At 70.0% G+C, this 16,556-nt stretch carries 14 protein-coding genes; 9 read left to right on the top strand and 5 right to left on the bottom strand.

The genetic code is table 11. The annotated features are described in order from the left end of the window. Positions 1–10: 10 nt before the first annotated feature. Complete coding sequence (locus E8A74_RS10310) at positions 11–1,090, bottom strand: DUF362 domain-containing protein (RefSeq protein ID WP_136928785.1); 1,080 nt, start codon at positions 1,088–1,090, stop codon at positions 11–13. A gap of 179 nt (positions 1,091–1,269) precedes the next feature. On the opposite strand from E8A74_RS10310, the gene E8A74_RS10305 reads away from it, so the two are divergent. The 8 genes from E8A74_RS10305 (at position 1,270) to E8A74_RS10270 (ending at position 6,356) form a co-directional block, all read left to right on the top strand. Next, positions 1,270–1,857 (top strand): ComEA family DNA-binding protein, encoded by a 588-nt coding sequence (locus tag E8A74_RS10305; protein ID WP_170229019.1) that lies wholly within the window; start codon positions 1,270–1,272, stop codon positions 1,855–1,857. A gap of 33 nt (positions 1,858–1,890) precedes the next feature. Further along, a complete protein-coding gene (locus E8A74_RS10300; RefSeq protein ID WP_136928783.1) occupies positions 1,891–2,601 on the top strand; it encodes a hypothetical protein in 711 nt (236 codons plus the stop codon). Positions 2,602–2,694: 93 nt separating this feature from the next. Then, entirely contained in the window at positions 2,695–3,459 is a 765-nt protein-coding gene (gene rph / locus E8A74_RS10295) for a ribonuclease PH (RefSeq protein WP_136928782.1), read from the top strand. Next, positions 3,456–4,121, top strand: coding sequence for an RdgB/HAM1 family non-canonical purine NTP pyrophosphatase (rdgB, locus tag E8A74_RS10290; protein ID WP_136928781.1), 666 nt, complete (start codon positions 3,456–3,458; stop codon positions 4,119–4,121). Before rph ends, rdgB begins: the two co-directional genes overlap by 4 nt. After that, on the top strand, positions 4,118–4,486 hold the full coding sequence (locus E8A74_RS10285) for an AtpZ/AtpI family protein (protein ID WP_232379476.1): 369 nt from the start codon (positions 4,118–4,120) through the stop codon (positions 4,484–4,486). Before rdgB ends, E8A74_RS10285 begins: the two co-directional genes overlap by 4 nt. After that, the gene (locus E8A74_RS10280; protein WP_136928780.1) at positions 4,483–4,971 is read left to right on the top strand and encodes an ATP synthase subunit I; all 489 of its coding nucleotides are present in this window, start codon (positions 4,483–4,485) and stop codon (positions 4,969–4,971) included. The genes E8A74_RS10285 and E8A74_RS10280 overlap by 4 nt, the downstream gene beginning before the upstream one ends. Positions 4,972–5,031: 60 nt before the next feature. Next, entirely contained in the window at positions 5,032–5,805 is a 774-nt protein-coding gene (atpB, locus tag E8A74_RS10275; protein ID WP_136928779.1) for a F0F1 ATP synthase subunit A, read from the top strand. Positions 5,806–6,014: 209 nt separating this feature from the next. After that, positions 6,015–6,356: an ATP synthase F0 subunit C gene (locus E8A74_RS10270; protein ID WP_136928778.1), complete on the top strand. Its 342-nt coding sequence runs from the start codon at positions 6,015–6,017 to the stop codon at positions 6,354–6,356. Positions 6,357–6,456: 100 nt separating this feature from the next. On the opposite strand, the gene E8A74_RS10265 is transcribed toward E8A74_RS10270, so the two are convergent. The 4 genes from E8A74_RS10265 to E8A74_RS10245 form a co-directional block, all read right to left on the bottom strand. Beyond that, complete coding sequence (locus tag E8A74_RS10265) at positions 6,457–8,175, bottom strand: ABC1 kinase family protein (protein WP_136928777.1); 1,719 nt, start codon at positions 8,173–8,175, stop codon at positions 6,457–6,459. Between the two features lie 12 nt (positions 8,176–8,187). Then, positions 8,188–9,480: a L,D-transpeptidase gene (locus E8A74_RS10260; RefSeq protein ID WP_232379475.1), complete on the bottom strand. Its 1,293-nt coding sequence runs from the start codon at positions 9,478–9,480 to the stop codon at positions 8,188–8,190. A 43-nt stretch (positions 9,481–9,523) separates the two neighbouring features. Continuing rightward, complete coding sequence (locus E8A74_RS55470; RefSeq protein WP_170229018.1) at positions 9,524–11,233, bottom strand: FHA domain-containing protein; 1,710 nt, start codon at positions 11,231–11,233, stop codon at positions 9,524–9,526. A 113-nt stretch (positions 11,234–11,346) separates the two neighbouring features. Then, positions 11,347–12,996 carry a HEAT repeat domain-containing protein gene (locus E8A74_RS10245; RefSeq protein WP_136928774.1) on the bottom strand — a complete coding sequence of 550 codons (1,650 nt, stop codon included), beginning with the start codon at positions 12,994–12,996 and terminating at the stop codon, positions 11,347–11,349. Between the two features lie 218 nt (positions 12,997–13,214). On the opposite strand from E8A74_RS10245, the gene E8A74_RS10240 reads away from it, so the two are divergent. After that, on the top strand, positions 13,215–16,544 hold the full coding sequence (locus tag E8A74_RS10240; protein WP_136928773.1) for an FtsK/SpoIIIE family DNA translocase: 3,330 nt from the start codon (positions 13,215–13,217) through the stop codon (positions 16,542–16,544). The last annotated feature ends 12 nt before the right edge of the window (positions 16,545–16,556 follow it).

The raw sequence follows: 16,556 nt of genomic DNA, 5'->3' as shown, positions 1-16,556 counted from the left end.
ACGGAGCCCGTCAGAGCGTGACTTCGCGCAAGGAGATGCGGTTCTTGTCGTAGACGCCGAGCCCGAGCTCGCTCGCGATGCGGATGTACGTGGGTTCGCGGCCGGCGTCCTTGAGCGTCGGCAGGCCGTTCTCCTTGCGCCATTGCTCGAGGATGCCCCAGCCGAGCGTGTCCATCGCGACGGGGTCCGTCGTCGCGTAGACGGCCTCGTGGAGCACGCGGCGCTTCTTGTTCTTGTCGAGCGGGCCCTCGTCGTAGATGAGCTTGAAGCCGTCGATGATGTGCAAGCGGACGCGGCTCTTGACGACGTCCTGCGCGTAAAGCTCGGCGATCTGCGGGCTCGCGTTGTGCTGGTGGAAGGCGTGCGGGTTGATCGTCGCGCCGTGCGTGATGTTCTTGAGGCAACCCGTGAAGCCGCAGATCGAGTGATCCTTGATCAAGCCGAGGTTGATCACGGCCGTCGCCTCGGTGAAGGGACGGACGAACTTCGTCGGGATGCCCATCACGCTCCGCTCGGGCATCGTCGCGTCTTCGTTCTCGTGCACGGCCGTCGCGATGCCCGCGGGCAGCGCGGGGTCGGGGCCCTTGTGGCGATCCCAGATGCGCGTGCCCTCCAAGAACTTCGGGTACTGCTCGAAGATCATGATCTGGCTCGCGGGCACGCCGGCCGCCATGACGCCGCGGACGACCTCGAGGATGAGCTCGCGGTTCGTGGCCATCGTCGCGCCCTTTTGGCCCGCGATGCCGTTCGGCTTGATGGCGACCTTGTCGTCCTTGTGGACGAACTTGGCGAAGGCTTCGCCGAGGTCACTTTTGCCCGTGAGCTCGGCCATGACGCGTTCGAGCATGACCTTGGCCGCGCCCTCGGTGGGCCACAGGCCGTTCGGCTGCATCACGTTCGACTTCGCGACCTTCGCGACCTTCCCGGGGATCGAGAGGGGCACGAAGCCCGCGGGAGGTTTCGCGGCGAGGCCGGAGCCCGCGGCGAGCGCGTGATCAGCGCCGAGCAGCGCCGCGCCGGTCAGGGCTGCGCCGAGGAAGGTGCGACGCGAGAAGGCCTCGGGGTACGGGGAAAAACGCGGGTCGGACATGGTCACCTGCTCCCGCGCCATCGTAGCGCAGGTCGAGCGCAAGGTCCCGGTGGCGTCGCCACCCCGCCGCCATGGCGGCGCCACCCCCGCGCAGACCCTTTGCACCCCAAAGGACGCGCTTTCCCGCGTCCCGTCCGTCGGCACGAAGATCGCCAAGGAGCCCGCCGAGGAGGTGTTCGGTGGAACGTTCAGCAGACGACAAGCAGGTCGGGGCGCGGGCGCGGGCGTTGTTCGGGTCGATCGGGGCGCGGCTCTGCGGGTCGGCATGGACGCCGCTCGCAGGGAAAGCCGCGCTCGGGGCGCTCGGGTTTTTGGCGCTCGCGTTCGTAGGGTCAGGCGCGGCGGCGGAGTGGATGCCGCGTCGCGTCGGGGCTTACCTCGGTCCGCCGGCGACGAGCGCGAGCGCGGCGGCGCCGGTGCCGGCGGCGGTCGCGGATGCGGGGGCGGCAGCGGATGCGGGAGCGGCAGCGGATGCGGGCGCGCATGCGGAAGCGGAAGCGGCAGCGGGCGCGGATGCGGGCGCGGTCGCGGACGCGGGCGCGCCGATCGCCGCGGTGACGGCCGATGGAAGGGTGATCCTGAACCTCGCGACGGAGGAGGATCTACGGAAGCTGCCGGGCATCGGGGCCACGAAGGCCAAGGCGATCCTCGCGCTGCGGGCGAAGCTCGGGCGGTTCAAGCGGCCGGAGGATCTCCTCCGGGTGAAGGGCCTCGGGCGAAAGTCGCTCGCGCGGCTCCGGCCGAAGCTCCTGATCGACCCGCCGTAGCGGACGAGCAAGGCCGTGCCAGACTGCGCGCCCATGCGAACGCGCCCCTTCGCCGTCCTCGTCTCGATCGCCGTCGCCGCGTGTTCCCAGGAGCCAGCCGGGGACGCGGCCGCGCCCGCGCAAACCGGGACGCCCGCGCCCCCGTCCGCCGCGCCGCCGCCGGTCCCCGAGGCGGTCGCGGCGCCGGACGATCTCGACGTCGCCGCGCTGAAGAAGGCGCTCACGTGCGCGGCCGACGCGAAGAAGGGGCCGTGCGCCGTGCTCGCCGCGTTCGGGACGTGCAAGCCGTGGAACCCGGTCGTGCCCTCCGGCGACGGTCGATGGATCGGCCGGGGCCACCGCGTCGAGGGCGGCAAGACGAGCGACGAGTTCACCGTCGTCCGTTCGCGCCGCGTGCCCTCGAACGAGGTCGGCCCGGGGCAGCTCCCCGCGAAGGTCGGCATCAGCGATGTCGCCAAGCAGGAGGGTTCGGCGTTCTCCCAGGCGGACCGGCTGATCCGCACGCTCGAACGGTCGGACATCCCGCCGCGGAGCAACATGGCGCTCGACTATCTGAAGAAGCGCGCGTCGTGGCCGGAGGGGTTCTCGATGAAGACCGTCGGGGGCCAGGTGTACGTCGCGTCCGAGGGAGGCGCGTTCGCCTGCCAGGGACCCAAGCAGGAGCTTTATCTGGTGCAGCGCGCCGCGACGCGCGGCGGGCCGGGCGACGGGCTCTACGCCACGGTCTACCCCGTGAGCTGGTAAAACCAGGCACCGGGCGCGCAGGCGGGACGAGGAGAGCGAGGGCCGGGCGTGAGGAGGCCCTACGCGGCGTTGCGCCTGTGCTAAGGACGCGGCGTGTCCCGTCCCGATGGCCGTAGCCCCGCCGAACCTCGCTCCGTCGAGATCGTCCCGCACTTCCACCGCAACGCGGAGGGCTCCGTGCTCTACCGCGCCGGCGGCACGGTCGTGCTCTGCACCGCGTCGATCGACGCCGTCGTGCCCGCATGGATGGCGGGCAAAGGCAAAGGCTGGTTGACGGCCGAGTACCAGATGCATCCGCGGGCGAGCCGCGCGCGAAGGGAAGCGCGTGAAGGGCGCGGCAAGGGGCCGAGCGGGCGGACGCAGGAGATCCAGCGGCTCATCGGGCGCGCGCTGCGCAGCGCGATCGACCTCGACGCGATCGGCGAGCGCACGATCGTGATCGACTGCGACGTGCTGGAGGCGGACGGCGGGACGCGGACGGCGTCGGTGACCGGAGGTTTCGTGGCCATGGCGCTCGCGCTCGCGAAGCTGCGCACGTCGAGCGCGGTCGCGCCGGTGCTGCGTGATCAGGTGGCCGCGATCAGCGTGGGCCACGTCGGCGGCGAGGCGATGCTCGATCTCGTCTACGAAGAGGACAGCCAGGCGCGCGTGGATCTGAACGTGGTGGCCACGGCGCGCGGGGCGATCGTTGAAGTGCAAGCGACGGCCGAGGGCGAGGCGCTCGAACGGCGCGCGCTCGACGGCATGATCGACGTCGGGCTCGCGGGCGTCGCAGCGCTCGTGGCGATGCAACGAAGCGCGCTCAGCGCCGCGGGCGTCGAGCTCGCTTCGCTCTTCCAGGCGGGGAGGTTCGCATGAGCGAGCCGAACCTGCCGCTCTCGATCCTCGTCGCCACGACGAACCGCGGGAAGCTCGCGGAGCTTTTGGCGATCTTCGCCGACCTGCCCATCCAGCTCCTGCCGCTCTCGCAGGTGCTGCCCGACCTGCCGCCGATCATCGAGGACGGCGCGACGTTCGTGGACAACGCCTTGATCAAGGCGCGCACGGCGTCCGAGGCCGCGATGATGGTGACGCTCGCAGAGGACGCGGGGCTCGAGGTCGACGCGCTCGCGGGGCGGCCCGGCGTGCGCTCGGCGCGCTTCGCGAAGGAAGGCGCGACCGATTCGGAGAACAACGCGGCGCTGCTCGCGGCGCTCGAAGAGATCGACGACGAGCACCGCACGGCGCGCTTTCGCTGCACGATGGTGCTGCTCGATCCGTGGAACGAGGTGCAGCCCGAGGTGATCTGCGAGGGCCGCTGCGAGGGGACGATCGCGCAGCAGGCGCGCGGCGCTGGCGGCTTCGGCTACGACCCGCTCTTCATCGTCAAGGGCGACGGCCGCACGATGGCCGAGCTCGGCGACGACGAGAAGAACCGCATCAGCCACCGCGCCGAGGCGGCGCGCGCGATGCGGCCGGTGCTGGAGGCGTTGATCGAGAATCGGCGCGCGACGGTGACGCGCGTGGTAGGCGAGCGGTGAACGGCAAGGAGCGCAAGCGCCCGCCGAAGGTGGAGGAGTGGCGCGGCGTCGGGAGCCTCGGGACCATCGGGCTCGAGGTCGTCCTGTCGATCGCGTTCGGCTACTTCGGCGGCCGCTGGCTCGACGGCAAGTTCGGCACCGAGCCGTACCTCGCGATCCTCGGCTTCTGCTTCGGCATCGGCGCGGCCGTGAGGGCCTTTCAGCGCGCGCTGCGCGAGATGAAGGCGCAGGCCGAGCGCGAGGAGCGCGAGCAAGGCAATCCGCTTCCGCGCTACGACGCGCCCGACGAGCGCAAGGACGAGCCTCCGATCACGAAGGCGGACGACGAGGGCACGAACAACGACGACGGGAAGGGGGGCGCATGAGCGAAACGGAAAAGCCTTCCAAGCTCGACGCGCCGATGCGCGGGGCGCTCGTCGGGGTGATCGGGTCGGCGGTCGTCTTGACGATCGGCTCGTTTGCGCTCGGCGGGCCGCGGTTCGGGATCGGCGTGGCCATCGGCGGGGCGCTGGCGCCCTTGAACCTGTGGGTGTTCGCGCAGGTGGGCGAGGCGTTTTTGTCCCGGCGGGGAAACACCGCGCCTTGGGCGGTCATCGCCACGTTGAAGCTCGCGCTTTTGCTGGGCGGGGTTTGGCTCATTCTGCGCAGCGGGATTGCGTCGGGCCTCTCCCTCATCGTGGGGTATGGGGCGCTGCCCATCGGGATCACGGTGGGGACGCTGTTTGGCCCGAAGCCCCCGGACGACTTCGCGGACGGTGATCCAAAGCGCAGATCTTTCGGGGACGCGCCGCGCAAAGATGTGCTAAAGGCGAGGCCCGCCGACGAGGGGGACCCCTCGAACGAGCCCTGAGATCGAGCAGCGAGTACGAGTTCGAGATTGGAGCGCTCCGGTGATGGAGCGACGACGGTCATGCCCGAGCATACTGGTTTTCTGACCTTCCTCCTGGCCCACCTCCCTGGTCTCCGCGAGAACGCGAAGAACCTCGGCTACAGCTTCATCGGTCACGAGCCGATGAGCTACCACTCGGTCGAGCCGATCTTCGCGAGCCTGCTCATCGTCATCGTGTTCATCGCGATGGCGATGTCGGTGCGCTCGAAGTTCCGGCGGCTCGACGAGTCGGTGGTCCCGGACGACCGCCTCAGCCTGCGCACGTTCTTCGAGGCGTTCTTTGGCTACTTCTACAACATGGCCAAGGACGTGATGGGGGCGGAGAACGCCAAGCGGTACTTCCCGCTGATCGGCGGCGCCGCGGGCTTCATCTTCTTCTCGAACGTCTCGGGCCTGATCCCCGGCTTCTCGCCGCCCACGTCCAGCCTGAACGTCACGCTCGGCTGCGCGCTGCTCGTCTTCCTCTCCTTCAACATCTGGGGCATCAAGGAGAACGGCTGGAGCTACATCGCGCACCTCGCGGGGCCGAAGTGGTACCTGGCGCCGCTGATCTTCCCGATCGAGGTGATCTCGACCTGCGTCCGTCCGATCACGCTCAGCGTGCGTCTGATGGTCAACATCGCGGTCGACCACCTCATCGCCTCGGTCTTCTTCGGTCTCGTGGCGATCTTCCTGCCGCTGCCCGTGATGATGCTCGGGCTCATCGTGATCGTCGTGCAGACGCTGGTGTTCTGTCTGCTCAGCAGCATCTACATCGGCCTCGCCACGGAGCACCACCACGCAGACCACCACTGAGGCGCCCCCACCGAAAGATCGCGGTGGAAACCTCAAAAAGTCCCTAGCCAAACCGTCAGATTCGGATTAGAGCGGGGCCGCCCGAAGCGAAGCCCCCGAGCCCTCGGGACGTGAGACCGAAGAGTCGGTCCCCCCGAACCCCGTGGGTCGTCTCGATTGATGCATGCAGCCCCCCATGGGGGCGCGTGGCCTGAAAGGAGCAGAACCGGATGTCTCTCAAGAGCAAGCTCACCCTGTCCACGCTGGTCGCCACCGCGCTGGCCCTCGTTCCCAGCATGGCGTTCGCGCAGGATGCTGCTGCTTCGAACAAGTTCGACACGAGCGGCATGATCGCGCTGGCCGCCGGCCTCGCGATCGGCATCGCCGCCCTCGGCGGTACGCTCGGTCAGGGCCGCGCCGCTGCGGCCGCCCTCGAGGGCATCTCGCGCAACCCGGGCGCCGCGGCTCGTATCCAGACGCCGATGATTCTCGGCCTGGCGCTCATCGAGTCGCTCGTGCTCTTCGCGCTGATCATCGCGTTCTTGCTCCAGGGCAAGATCCCGCAGCTCTGATCGGACAGGCCACGCACGGACTTCACCGGGCCGCAAAGCAGGGCGTCGAGGAGACTCGGCGCCCTGCTGTGCACATGCGGCGGCCTGATGCAGACGGCGGCTAACGTAGGTGGCGGAGCACGTCGAGGACGACGTGCCCGAACATCACGAGCACGCCGAAGACGAGGAGCGTGATGCCGAGCGGGTCCTTGCGATCCGTTTGAAGCAGCCACGTCCCCGCGAAGACGAAGGTCGCCACGACGAGGCCCGCGAAGAGGCGACGTCCGAGGCGATCGACCGTGCGCGGGAGGGTCGGATCGGTGGTGCGTAAGGTCAGCCGCCCGAGGCGTAGGTCGTCGAAGATCTCGCGGAGCTGCTGCGGCATGTCGTAGGCAGCGCCGGAAAGGCGCTCGACGCCGCGCCAGAGCTCCATGCCGATGCGCTCGGGCGAGTAACGTTTGCGCAGGAGATCGAGGAACAACGGACGCGCGACGCCAAAGACGTCGAGGTCCGGGTCGATCTCCTTGCCGACGCCTTCGATCGTCATGATCGCCTTGCCGACGAGCAGGAAGTCCGGCGGGATCTCGATGCCGTACTTGGCCGCGCCGCGCATGAGATCGCTGATCATGGCGGCGACGTCGATTTCCTTGAGCGGCCTGCCGACGTACTTCTCGGCCAAGAGGCTGACCTCGGCGCGGTAGGCGCGCATGTCGATCTTCTTCGTCGGCGTGCCGATCGCGTAGAGCGCATCCGCGACGCCGAGGTGGTCCTGACGAACCGCCGCGATCATCAGGTCGAGCGTCTTGTCGCGCATCTCCGGCGACAAACGGCCGACCATGCCGAGATCGATGAGGCCGATCGTGGGGCTGTCGGGGTCGCCGGAGATCAAGATGTTCCCAGGGTGCGGGTCCGCGTGGAAAAACCCGTCCTCGAAGATCATCTTCACGACGATGCCGACGGCGGCCTGCGCGATCGCCGGGCCTTTGTGCCCATGGTGGCGGATCTCGTCGTAGACCTTGCCGCCGGGGAGGAGCTCCAGCGTGAGCACGGTCTTCGACGAGGCTTCGCGGTAGACGCGCGGGAAACGCGCGTGCGGGTGGCCTGCGAAGTTGCGCGCGAACTTCTCGGCGTGTTCGGCTTCGAGCGCGAAGTCGAGCTCGCTCGTGATCGCACGGTCGAACTGATCGACGAGCGCCGAGGGTTGGTACAAGGCCGATTCGGGGATCGTGCGCTCGATGAGCTTCGCGAGCGCATGCAAGAGCTCGAGGTCCCGCGCGACGGTCGTGCGCACGCCGGGCCGCTGCACCTTCACGACGACCTCTTGCGGGCCGTCCGCGTGCTTGAGCACGGCGCGGTGGACCTGGCCGATCGAGGCCGCAGCGAGAGGTTTTTCCTCGAAGCCTTCGTAGACGTCCTCGATCGGCGCGCCGAGCGAGGCCTCGACCGCGCCCTTGATGTCGCTCCAAGGCAGCGGGTTGACCTCGTCCTGGAGCTTCTTCAGTTCGAGGATCCAGTCGTTCGGCAGGACGTCGGGGCGCGTGGAGGCGATCTGGCCGAGCTTCACGAACGAGGGGCCGAGATCCATGCACACGAGCCGCACGCGCTCGGGCAGCGAGATGCGCCGTCGTTCTTCCTCGCCACGCTTCGTGTCGTCCTCGGGCGCCTCGACGAGCGCGTCGCTCGCCTCGTTGCCTGCGGGGAGCTCGGGCAAGGCTTGCGCGCGTCCACGACCGCCGAGCCCGAGCCGCTGCGCGAGCTCGCCGAAGCCATGACGAACGAGCACGACGTAGATCTGGCGCAGTCGGCCGAGATCACGAACAGCGTTGACGATCGAGACCATGCAGGGCGCTCTCTAGCGTACACGCACGACGGTGCCCACGTCGTGCGTGCTCGGCAAGGCGGCCGTCCATCCGGCGGGCACGCGCGGCGTGGTCCAGAAGAAGAGCCGCTGCGCGTCGAGCGGCGCGAGGTTCACGCAGCCGTGGCTGCGCACGTGGCCGAACGAGCGATGCCAGAACGCGCCGTGCAGGCCGACGCCCTTCGCGAAGAACTGCACCCACGGCACGTCTTCCATCCGGTAGTACCGCGTCGCGCCCTCGTCCTCGAGGTTGTCCATGTTCGACGTGAAGAGCTTCGCCCAGATCCGCGACGTGCCGCGCGGCGTGGCCGTGGCCGATCCTTCGCGGCCCTTGCCGGTCGAGACGAGCGTCGCGAACACGGGGCGTTTGCCCTCGTAGGCGACGAGCGTCTGGCTCTCGAGCTCGACGTCGATCCACTTCTCGCCCGCAGCGACGTCGACCTCGGGCGGCGGCGGGGCGATCGTCGCATGGCGGAGCTCCGACGAGCGAACCCATGCGCCCTCGCCGATGCGCGAGAAGCGCGCGCCGCCGACGTTTTTCTCCTCGAAGAAGGGCACACGCTCGAAGCGCGCGCGGCTCGACTCCACCTTGCCGAGGGCGCCCGGCGTCGAGAAGACCTTCGCCTTGTCGACGAGGATCCACGCGAAGGGCAAGACGTCCGCGGGCGCGTCGGGTTTGATCTCCTCACCGCGGAACGCGATCGGTCGCGCAGGGCCGAGGTCGCGCATCGGGATCCAGAGCTCGTTGTGGCTGCGGCCGTAGCGCGCGCCCTCGACCACGCGCTCTTCCACGATCGCCACGGCAAACCCCGGTTCGAGCTGCATGTCGGGCGCGCCGACGTCGACCGCGTGAAGCTTTTTGTACGCAAACGATCCGTCGGGGCCGACGAAGTAGTACCGGAAGGGCAAACCATCCGCGGTCTCGCGGATCGCGCGGTAGGCGGCGTCCACGAAGGGCGTCTCCGCGAGCTCGACGGCGTCCTCGCAGACCCACGCGATCGGGCCGATCGAGAGGAACCGGCCCTTGCAGCCAGGGCCGCGGCGCGCGGCGAAGATCGGAAGGTGCACGTCGAGCGCAGCCGATCCGCGGCGCGGCGCGCCTTCCCACGGAGAAGCGAGGATCGGCTGGTCGGCCTTGAGGATGCGCGCGCTGACGATGCCCTGGGGCAGCGGCTCGGTCTCGGGCGCGACCCAGGGAGGCTCGTTCGAGGCGCGGGCGTGGCCCGTGACGAGGAGCGCGGCGAGCGTGAAGGAGAGGAGGGGCGGGGCGTGACGGGTGGCTCGCACGGTTTGTCCACGCGAGCCACCCATGACCACCCCCATCAGCCCATCAGCGGTAGGAGAACCGGACCTCGTGATCGCAGATCCGATACGAGTCGCCTTCGCCGATCGCCTTGCGCGTGATGCGCTGGCCGTTGAACTCGACGCCGTTCGTCGAGCCCATGTCGACCATGTAGTACTGGCCGTTCAGGTACTCGACCATCGCGTGCTGGCGCGAGACGTTCGGGTCCTTGATCGTCAGGTCGCTCGACTGCTTGCCGCGGCCGATGATGAAGCGGTCCTTGTTCACGATGCTCCGCTCGCCGCCGTAATAGGCGAAGAGCGGGATCGCGCCCGGGATGCCGCCGGCCGCGGAAGGCGCAGGCGCAGGCGGGGCCGGCGGCGGGCCGGGAGGCGCCATGTTGCCGTACTGCGGCGGCGGAGGCGGCGGCGGAGCCCCGAAGCCGATCGCCGAGGGAGGTCCCGGCGGCGGGGGCGGCGGCGCGCCCATCATCGGGCCCGGCGGCGGGGGCGGCGGAGCGCCCATCATCGGACCGGGCGGAGGCGGAGGCGGCGCGCCCATCATCGAACCGGGCGGAGGCGGAGGCGGCGCGCCCAGCGACGGCGGGGCCGGAGGAGCGCCGGTCGCCATCGGGGGCACCGGCGTGGCGGCCGGGGGCGGCACCGAACGCGTGAGCGGAGGCGGAGCACCCGGGCCCATCGTCTGCCGGTTCGGCGGCGGGGGCGGAGGCGGACCCCCGGGACGCGCGACGCCCGTGGGCGGCGGCGGCGGCACGTTCGGGCGCGACTGCATGCCCGGGCCCGGCGGCGGCGCGGGGACGCTCGGCGGCCGGTTCCCCGGCTTCGGGGGCGGCGGCGGCGCGCCGGTCATCGAGACAGACGGCGGACGCGTCGTCCCCGGCGGAGGCGGCGGCGGCGTCGCGGTCGCGGGGCCGGGCGGAGGCGGCGGCGGCGCGCCGAGGCCGGGGGGAGCGCCCATCGGAGGAGGAGCGCCCATCGGAGGAGGAGCGCCCATCGGGGGAGCGCCCATCGGAGCCCCTCCCATCATGGGCGGAGGCCCAGGCGGAGCGCCTGGACCTGCGGTCCCCGTGAGGCTCGGCGGCGCACCCCCGTAAGGCGAGGGCGGCGGAGGCGGAGCGCCGTAGGGCGAAGGCGGCGGAGGCGGCGGCGCGCCGAGGCCCGGACCACCCATCATGGGCGGAGGCGCGGGCGGCGCGCCGGGGCCTCCCATCATGGGCGGAGGCGCGGGCGGTGCGCCGGGGCCTCCCATCATGGGCGGAGGCCCGGGGGGCGCGCCCGGACCTGCGGTCCCCGTGAGGCTCGGGGGCGCACCGTAGGGCGGGGGCGGCCCCGGCGGCGTGCCGAGCATGGGCGGCGGCGGCTGCGGCGCCGGGGCGCCGACCATGGGCGGCGGCGCGGGCGGCATCGCGGACATCGGGGCCGAGCTGTAGGCCGCGGGCATGGCGGGCGCGGCTGCGGCGGGGGCCGGCGGGTAGCCCGGCGGCGGTGACGGCGGCGGCGCGGGGATTCCCGGCGTCGACATCGGGTTGCCGCTTCCGGGGGCCGACTCGTTGCGGACCGCGCCGGGGAACGGTGTACGCGGGCTGTAGCTGCGCTGCCGCGCGTACTGCTTCATCGACTCGTTGATGAGGTAGTCGATCGAGCACTCCAGCTCGCGTGCCATCTGTTCGAACGTCTCCCAGAGGACGTCGCGGCACTGGAATGTCCTTGCGCTCTTCTTGTTCGGATCCGCGCTCATTTTTCCCTAATCGTCGTCGATGGTTCCGAGCCGTGCTGAGGATCCGGCACTCCCGATCCTCCGAGACCTGGGCGGCACGCTCGGCGATCACTCGCCGGGGCGTGCTCTGCCGCTCATTTCTTTTGCTCCTTGGCAGCTTCGGGTTTGCGCTCCTTCATGGCCGGCACGACGCAGTGGCGGACGAACTCGCCGATCGTCTTGATCTCTTTCTGCTCGCGCTCCTGGCTGCCCTCTTTCGGGACATCGCAGACCCATTTGCAGTCGGGGTCGCTGTCGCACTTCGGGGCCCTGCCCTCGTCGGACTCCAGCGACGACAGGGCGGAGACGTCCGCCGACGTTCCGTACGTGAAATAATACGCGATCGCGCTCGTCCGCGCTGCGGGTGATCCAGGGCCGAAGTATTTCTTCAGCGCATCGAGGGGCGTGCCCTCCTTCAGCTCACCCATATATGCGCCATACGTGAGCGCCTCGCCGAGGGCGAAGTTTTTGTCATCGGGGAGCTTGCCGAGGAACTCGCCCACGTCCTTGACCGTCGACATTTTGAGCACCGTCGTCGCGGCGGCGCGGCGCACCTTCCATTTGTCGGTCTTGAACAGGGCGTAGAGCTTCTCGACGACGGCCTCGCGGGGCAGCTCGCCGATGCGGCGGAAGGCTTGATCCAGCACCACGTCGGGCGCGTCGCTGCCCGCGATCTCGAGGATCCGCTTGACGTCGTCGGCGTTGTCCTTCTTGAGGTGCCCTTCGAGCGCGGCGAGCGCGGTTTGCCTTCGTTTCTCGCTTTGATCCTTGCGCGCCGCGAAGCCGAGCAGGTGATCGACCACGGGCCGGCCGCCGACCTTGCGCATCGAGGCGAAGACCTTGATCAGCTCGTCGTCCTGGAGCGCCTCGATCTGCTTCTTGAACTGCTCCTCGGTCGGCGTGAGCTTTTGCGCCGCGTTCGAGTCCTTGAGCTCGGGCGTGCGCACCTTCGTCCAGTCGTCCGAGAGGATCCACTTCGCGACCTCGACGAGCGCCGCCGACGCGGCTTCTTTCGTCTTCGCGTCGCCGAGCTCCGCCACGAGCGAGGCCATGGCGTCGAGCTTGCGCGTCTCCTTCGTCATGAGCTTCGGCAGCCCCACGACCGCTTCCACCCCGATCACGCGCAGGAGCTGCTCCATCCCGTAGGCCTGCCCGCGTGATTCGAGGCGGCGTTCGAAGTCGGCCATCGCCCACTCGACGAGCGCGCCGCGCAGCGTCTGCTTGAGGCCTTCGTCCGTGACGAGCGGCGGCTTGTCCGCCACGAGCATCGCGTAGGCCGCGTCTTTGTACGGAAACGATCCGTCCGCGGGCGCAGGCTGCCCGGGCTGCGCGACGGGCGGCGGGCGCTTCAGCTCCACGATGATCGAGGAGACGAGCTGCGACACGATCGGCCCTTGCACCTCGGCGCGCAGGCCCGAAAGCACGTCGACGAGGCTGCCTTTGCAGGCCTCGTTCTCCGGCGGATCCTCGCTGTCGATCTGCGTGAAGGCGAGTCGCCTGCCGGATCGCGGCTTCATGCGGATCAGCGCCAGCGCGCTCTCGACGCGGAGCGAGGTGTCGTACTTGTCGTACAGCAGCACGGCGCAGAGCTTTTTCGGGCCGTGGGCCGTGTTCTCCCAGCGGTGGATGTCGTTGTCGTCGACGCGGCAACCGCTCGACACGAGCCCCATGCCCAAGGCCACGAGGCACGTCGCGAGAACGCTCGCGGTCTTGGGGCGCGGCCCTGCTCCATCAACGCTTCGCATGCTGTCCTTGAGAATGGCGGCGATGGTACCGCTCGGGGCGTCCCAGGCTCAAAGAATTTCGGGTCCTTAACAAAGGCGCACCCGCGCCGCGCCGCGCCGAAGAGGAGGATCCTCTGTGCCCTCGACCACGAACCCGGCACGTCCCGCCAGCTTCGCCACCAGGGACTTGCATAGAAGGAAGAGTGGGAATATGTAGGCAAGGTAGGTTCAGGTAGGCCATGACCGTTCCCCTCTTCGCTCCGCGTCGTGTGCAGACCGCCCCAGGTCCCGGTGAAACTGTTTCGTCGCCCACGAAAAAGACGCGTGGCGGCGGAGGCCGGGGGGGCGAGGGCGAGAGCGCGTCCGCGGCGACGGCCGCGCCGGCGCGCCATACGTATGCGCGGGAGGCGGCGGCGCTCGTGCTGCTCGCGTCCGCACTTTACACGTCGCTCGCATTGGCGTCGTTCCGTGGAGACCCGCTGCGACCGGAGGTCGTGGGGCCGGACTGGGTCGGGCCCGTGGGCGCAGCGTTCGCCGGGTTCGCGGCGAGCACGGTGGGCGTCGTCGCGTGGGCGCTTCCGATCGAGCTCGTGGCGCTGTCGGCGCCGCTGCTCGGGGGCAAGCCGTCGCGCGCGAGCGTGTCGCGCTTCGGCGGGGACACGGTGGTCGTGGTGATCCTGGCGGCGCTCGCGCACGTGGCGTTCCCGGTGGCGACGTCGTTCGGCGCGATGCCGCTCGGCGGCGCGGTGGGCGAGCTGTTCGGCGAGGTGATGCGCTCGCTGTTCTCGGCGATCGGCTCGTACATCATCGGGTTGACGGTCGTCTCGTTGATCCTGGTCCAGCGCGCGACGTTCTCGTTCATCGAGCTCGTGCAGCGGATGCGGCGATCGCTGGAGAACGCCGGCGAAAAGGGTGCCTTCGGCCTGCGCGCGCTCGCGTCGGCGTGGCAGAAGGCGCGCGAGATCGAGCGCGCGAGCACGAAGGACGAGAAGGCCGAGCGCGCGGCAGACGCGAAGATCGTGGCGACGCCCGCGGCGGACGCGATCATCGCGGCGCTGACGGCCGGTGACGAGGGCGACGAGATCAAGAAGGACGCGACGCCCGACGCGATGAACGTGGTGATCGCGAAGGGCGCATCCGAGCCGGCGCTGCCGGTCGCTGCGTGGAACGACGGCGGCGCGATCGCGAGTGCGCTCGTCGAGGCGGATGCGCCGAAGCCGCAACAACGCAAGCGGCGCGTGCAGCCGGCGAAGCCCGCGGCTGCGTCCGAGGAGACGGAGACGAAGGAGAATGCGGCGCCGGCTGCGGTGATCGTGTCGAACACGTCGGCGGCGCCGATCGAGGCCGCGCGATCGATCACGCCTGCGGCGTCGGCTGCGCCTGCACCTGCTGCGCTCACGCCCGCTGCTCCGGCTGCGCGCGCTGCGATCGCGCCTGCCCCGATCGCGCCTGCCGCACCTGCGCCTGCTCCGATCGCGCCTGCTGCACCCGCGCCCGCGGCTGCGTCGAGCACGTCGAGCGTCAAGGCGTCGACGGGCCCCGCGATCTTCGCGCCGCCCGCAGATCCCGCGGCGATCGTGGCCGTCTCCGACATGGCCGCGGGAGACTCGTTCTTCGAGGCCGCCGCCACGCCGACGCCGCCCGTCGCGCCGCCGAAGCCGCAAGCGCCCAAGGCGATCACGAAGGCGCGCCCGATCGAGCCGCCGAAGACGCCGGCCGCGCGGCCGCCTCCGCCGCCCACGCCCACGCCCGCGCCCGCGGTCGTGAACGAGGAGATCGACGACGAGGAGGACGAAGCGGACGACGAGGACGAGCGCGACTTCGAACACGACCTCGAGCACGAAGCACCGGCGAGCGAGGACGAACCGGACGAGGCGATCGACGAGAGCCCGATCGTGCCCGTGAAGGTCGAGGCCCCGAAGTCCATCGCCAAACCCGTGACGCCTCCGAGCGCCGTCGCGCCGGCCGCGCCGCTTGCGGCACCGCAGGCGATTCCGCGCGCGCCCGAGAAGCCGAGCGCGCCCGAGGTCGTGAAGGTCGTGCCTGCGGTGGGCAGGGGCTTCCGCTTGCCCACGACGGACATGCTCGAACCGCCCTCGCCCGGCGATCGCTTCGCCATCGACGAAGAGCAGCTCCGCGACAACGCCGCGCTCCTCGAAAAGACGCTCGCCGACTACGGCGTGAGCGGCAAGGTCGAGGAGATCCACCCCGGGCCGACCGTGACCACGTTCGAGGTCGCGCCGGCGGCGGGCACGAAGGTCTCGAAGGTCGCGAGCCTCGCCGACGACCTCGCGCTCGGCCTCTCGCGCAAGGTGCGCATCATCGCGCCGATCCCGGGCAAGAACCGCATCGGCTTCGAGCTGCCGAACGAGCGGCGTATGCCCGTCTCGCTCCGCGAGCTCGTCGAGGATCGACGCTTCCAGGAGATGAAGGCGCCGCTGCCTTGTGTCCTCGGCCGCGACATCATCGGCGCGCCGTACTTCGCCGACCTCGCGTCCATGCCGCACGTGATCGTCGCGGGCGCGACGGGCGCGGGCAAGAGCGTCGGGCTCAACGTGATGCTCGTCAGCTTGCTCTTCCGCAAGACGCCCGACGAGCTGCGCATGCTCATGATCGATCCCAAGGTCGTCGAGCTCGCGCCCTTCGATCGCATCCCGCACATGCTGCTTCCGGTCGTGACGGACATGAAGCAGGCGGCGAATGCGCTCAAGTGGGCCGTCGACGAGATGGAGCGGCGCTACCAGCTCTTCGCGAACGCGGGCACGAAGAACATCGGCACGTACAACGCGTGGGTCGAGAAGGTGCAGCGCGGCGAGGCCAAGCCTCCGCGGCCGCCGAAGAAGGTCGCCGCGATCTCGGCCGAGGGGCTCGAGGTCGAGGTCGACGCCGCGAAGGACGGAACCGACGTGGCCATGCCGGAGAAGATCCCGTTCATCGTGATCGTCGTCGACGAGTTCGCCGACCTCATGATGCAGCAGGGCAAGGACGTGGAGGCCAGCGTCGCGCGCCTCGCGCAGAAGGCGCGCGCGGCGGGCATGCACGTCATCCTCGCGACGCAGCGCCCGAGCGTCGACGTGATCACCGGCATGATCAAGGCGAACTTCCCGACGCGCATCGCGTTCCGCGTGGCGCAGAAGGTCGACAGCCGCACGATCCTCGACGAGCAGGGCGCCGAGCACCTGCTCGGCCGCGGCGACATGCTCGTGAAGATGAACGGCGCCACCGACACGCGCCGCGTGCAGTGCCCCTTCGCGAGCGAGGAAGAGGTGCAGCGAATCACCGACTTCCTGCGCCTCCAGGGCGAGCCCGTCTACGACGAGGCGATCCTCAAGCCGCGCGACGAGGAGGGCCAGGAGGCGGACACGAATGATGCCGAGAACGATCCGATGTACGACGCTGCCGTAAGGATCGTGGCCGAGACGCGGCGCTGCTCGACGTCGTGGATCCAGCGCAAGCTCGGTGTCGGATACAACCGTGCCGCAAAAATCGTCGAGGCCATGGAAAAGCGTGGGATTGTCGGTCCTGCGAACGGAGCGAAGGACCGGGAGGTGCTGATCGCGCCCCTCTGATCGCTATTTGTT

This window comes from Polyangium fumosum (assembly GCF_005144585.1).
GTDB lineage: Bacteria > Myxococcota_A > Polyangia > Polyangiales > Polyangiaceae > Polyangium > Polyangium fumosum.
Note: the sequence above shows the minus strand (reverse complement) of the source record. Positions and strands in the feature narration are given on the sequence as shown.